This window comes from Streptomyces recifensis, from assembly GCF_002154615.1.
GTDB classification, from domain to species: Bacteria; Actinomycetota; Actinomycetes; order Streptomycetales; family Streptomycetaceae; genus Streptomyces; species Streptomyces griseoluteus.
This window is the reverse complement of record NZ_MUNH01000408.1, coordinates 1-3,298: the sequence shown is the minus strand read 5'-3', so window position 1 is coordinate 3,298 and position 3,298 is coordinate 1. Positions and strand designations below refer to the sequence as shown.

The 3,298-nt window shown below is 72.8% G+C and carries 5 protein-coding genes; 3 read left to right on the top strand and 2 right to left on the bottom strand.

Going from position 1 to position 3,298, the window contains the following annotated elements:
* A partial coding sequence (locus CCN33_RS20965) for a DUF4429 domain-containing protein (protein ID WP_140394609.1) occupies positions 1-387 on the top strand: 387 nt, incomplete at its 5' end.
* 16 nt (positions 388-403) lie between these two features.
* Here CCN33_RS20965 and CCN33_RS20960 read toward each other — a convergent pair.
* Together CCN33_RS20960 and CCN33_RS20955 are read right to left on the bottom strand one after the other, a co-directional pair.
* Positions 404-1,423: an aldo/keto reductase gene (locus CCN33_RS20960; RefSeq protein WP_086695107.1), complete on the bottom strand. Its 1,020-nt coding sequence runs from the start codon at positions 1,421-1,423 to the stop codon at positions 404-406.
* The gene (locus CCN33_RS20955; protein WP_086695106.1) at positions 1,420-1,875 is read right to left on the bottom strand and encodes a MerR family transcriptional regulator; all 456 of its coding nucleotides are present in this window, start codon (positions 1,873-1,875) and stop codon (positions 1,420-1,422) included. The genes CCN33_RS20960 and CCN33_RS20955 overlap by 4 nt, the downstream gene beginning before the upstream one ends.
* Positions 1,876-1,972: 97 nt before the next feature.
* Here CCN33_RS20955 and CCN33_RS20950 point away from each other — a divergent pair, with 97 nt between their 5' ends.
* Together CCN33_RS20950 and CCN33_RS20945 are read left to right on the top strand one after the other, a co-directional pair.
* On the top strand, positions 1,973-2,443 hold the full coding sequence (locus tag CCN33_RS20950; RefSeq protein WP_086695105.1) for a GNAT family N-acetyltransferase: 471 nt from the start codon (positions 1,973-1,975) through the stop codon (positions 2,441-2,443).
* Between the two features lie 19 nt (positions 2,444-2,462).
* Positions 2,463-3,284 (top strand): serine hydrolase domain-containing protein, encoded by an 822-nt coding sequence (locus CCN33_RS20945; RefSeq protein WP_086695104.1) that lies wholly within the window; start codon positions 2,463-2,465, stop codon positions 3,282-3,284.
* Positions 3,285-3,298 lie beyond the last annotated feature (14 nt).

Genomic DNA, 3,298 nt, shown 5'->3' with positions numbered 1-3,298 from the left:
GCGCAGTGGAAGGCGGGCGACCAGAGGTTCGCGGTCGCGGACCTCGGCGGGGTGGAGTGGCGCTCACCGGAGGCGTTCGAGGGGTACCTGCGGCTGCTGCCGAACGACCCCTCGGGCGCCGCCGACCCGGTACCGCCCGACCAGGACGCGGCGACCGTCGTCTTCGGGCTCGGCTACGGGCCGGTGCACGAGTCGCTGCCGTTCGCGGCGGCCGTCCTCGCGGCGGTACGGACGAGAGGCGCCGTCCCCGCGATCCCGGCGGCGCCCCGGCGGGACCCGGCCGACATCGCGGAGCGCATCCGCCACCTGGGCGAGCTGCACCAGGCCGGCCTGGTGACCGACGAGGAGTTCTCCGCGAAGAAGGCCGAGCTGCTGGCGGAGCTGTAGCGGCTCACCACTCCCCCTACTGCTCCCGGCCCGCCGAGGTGAACGTCATGTCGGCGTACCGGTCCCCCGCGACGCGGGCGGCGATCGGCTCCAGCAGGGCAAGCTCCTCCTCGGTGAGGACGAGGTGCGCGGCGCCGATGTTCTCGGTCACGCGCTCCGCCTTGCGGGTGCCCGGGATCGGCACGACCGCGAGGCCGTGCACCGCCGCCCGCTGGTGCACCCAGGCCAGCGCGATCTGGCCGAGGGTCGCGCCGTGCGCCTCGGCGACCCGGCGCACCGGCTCCAGCAGGGCCGCGTTGGCGGTCGCGTTGTCACCGGTGAAGCGGGGCTGGGAGCGGCGGAAGTCGCCGTCGGTCAGCTCCTTGGCGGCGTCCGTGAAGGCGCCGGTGAGGAAGCCCCGGCCCAGCGGGGAGTAGGGCACCAGGCCGACGCCCAGCTCGCGGGCTGCCGGGACCACCTGCGCCTCGATGTCCCGGCTGAACAGGGACCACTCCGACTGCACGGCCGCGACGGGGTGGACGGCGTGCGCGGTGCGCAGCTCCCCCGCGGTGACCTCGCTGAGTCCCAGGTGCTTGACCTTGCCCTCGCGCACCAGGTCGGCCATGACGCCGACGGTCTCCTCCAGGGGGACGTTCACATCGCGGCGGTGCATGTAATAGAGGTCGATCACCTCGACGTCGAGCCGCTTGAGGCTGTCCTCGACGGCCTGACGGATGTAAGGGGCGTCGTTGCGGATGATCCGCCTGCTGGGGTCGTCCGGCGGGATGGACAGCGCGAACTTGGTGGCGATGACCACCTCGTCGCGGTGGGCCTTGAAGAAGGGGGCGAGGAACCGCTCGTTGTCCCCGGCGCCGTAGGCGTCCGCCGTGTCGTACAGCGTCACGCCCAGGTCGAAGGCGCGCTCCAGCGCGGCCCGTGACTGCTCGGCGTCGGCCGGGCCGTAGCCGAAGCTCATGCCCATGCAGCCGAGGCCCTGCACACCGGTCTCCGGGCCGGTCTCGCCCAGGCGTACGGACGGCAACGTGCGGTCGGTCATCGGGTGGTCCCCTCCGTGGCGTAAAAACCGATCTTGAGGTCGAGCACGGCGAGCGTGTCGCGCAGCTCGTCGATCCGGGCGAGCACGTCCCGGCGGGTCGACTCCAGCAGCTCCCGCCGCTCGTCGTAGGTGCCCTCGCCCTGGCGCACCAGCTCGGCGTACCGGACCATGTCGGCCACCGGCATGCCGGTGAGCCGCAGCTTGGTGACGAAGACCAGCCAGTCCAGGTCGCGGTTGGTGTAGCGGCGCTGGCCGGTGTGCGAGCGGTCGACGTGCGGCATCAGGCCGATCCGCTCGTACCAGCGCAGGGTGTGCGCGGTCAGTCCGGTGAAGGCGACGACCTCACTGATCGTGTACCGGTCCTGCCCGTCGGGGCGGGGATGGCGCGGCGGGGGACCGGAACAGATGTCCTGGCCGGCCGCCCTCCCTTGCGTGGTCTGCATCACCGTCATGCCCTCAACGCTATGACCTTCGAGCGCACTCCAAGCAAGCGGTATCCGGCAGAAATGGCCAGGACGGGTACCGGAGCCGGACGCTAGCGTGCCGCGCATGACTCTCGTACGCCGGGCGCTGCCCGGGGACGCGCCGGAAGTGCTGCGCCTGCGCCAGGTGATGCTCGACTCCCTCTCCGGAGGCGGTGACGCGGGGACCTGGCACGCGGAGTCCCTGCCGGTCCTGCGCGCCCGGCTGGCCGACCCGGAAGGGACCTTCGCCGCGTTCGTGGTGGACCACCCGGAGCGGCCGGGGGCACTGGCCGCGCTCGCGGTGGGGACGGCCGAGTACCGGATCGGGCGCGAGTCCAATCCGCGGGGTGTGGTCGGCTACGTGTTCAGCGTGGCCACCGATCCCGGTACCCGGCGTCGGGGGTACGCCCGTGCGTGCATGGACGGGCTGCTGGCCTGGTTCCGCGACCGGGGCGCCCGGCAGATCCAGCTCACCGCCTCGGCCGACGCCCGCCCGCTGTACGAGGCGCTGGGGTTCAAGCCCAAGCCGGACCCCTTGATGGAGCTGCGGGTGTGAGCCGCATAGGGTCGCCGGTATGTCGTTGCAGAGCCTGGCGCTGATCGAGAACTGGCCCGTCCCCACCGCCGCCGCGGGGGTGGTGCGGGCCGACGGGACCGTACTGGGGACGCACGGCCCGGCGGACCACCGCTTCCCGCTGGCCTCGGTGACCAAGCCGCTGGCCGCCTACGCGGCGCTGGTCGCGTACGAGGAGGGTGCCGTCGAGCTGGACGAGCCCGCCGGGCCGCCCGGGGCCACGGTCCGCCATCTGCTGGCGCACACCTCCGGGCTGGCCTTCGACGAGCACCGCACGATGTCGGCGCCCGGCGAGCGGCGGCTGTACTCCAACGCCGGGTTCGAGCAGCTCGGCGATCACATCGCCAAGGCCACCGACATCCCCTTCGCCGAGTATCTGCGCCAGGCGGTGCTGGAGCCGCTGGGCATGACGTCGACCTCGCTGGAGGGCTCGCCCGCCAAGGACGGCGTCTCCACGGTGGCGGACCTGCTGCGCTTCGCGGCCGAACTCCAGGCGCCGCGCCTGCTGGACCCCAGGACGGTGGCGGAGGCGATGACCGTGCAGTATCCGGGTACCAAGGGCGTACTACCGGGATACGGGCACCAGAACCCCAACGACTGGGGCCTCGGCTTCGAGATCCGGGGCGCCAAGTCCCCGCACTGGACCGGCAGTTCGTCCTCCCCGCGCACCTTCGGCCACTTCGGCCAGTCCGGCACCTTCCTGTGGACCGACCCGGACGCCCAGGTGGCCGCCGTCGCCCTGGCCGACCGCGCCTTCGGGCCCTGGGCGATCGAGGCGTGGCCGGCGTTCACGGACGCGGTGCTGACGGAAGCCCGCGGCTAGGGGGTGTCTCGTCG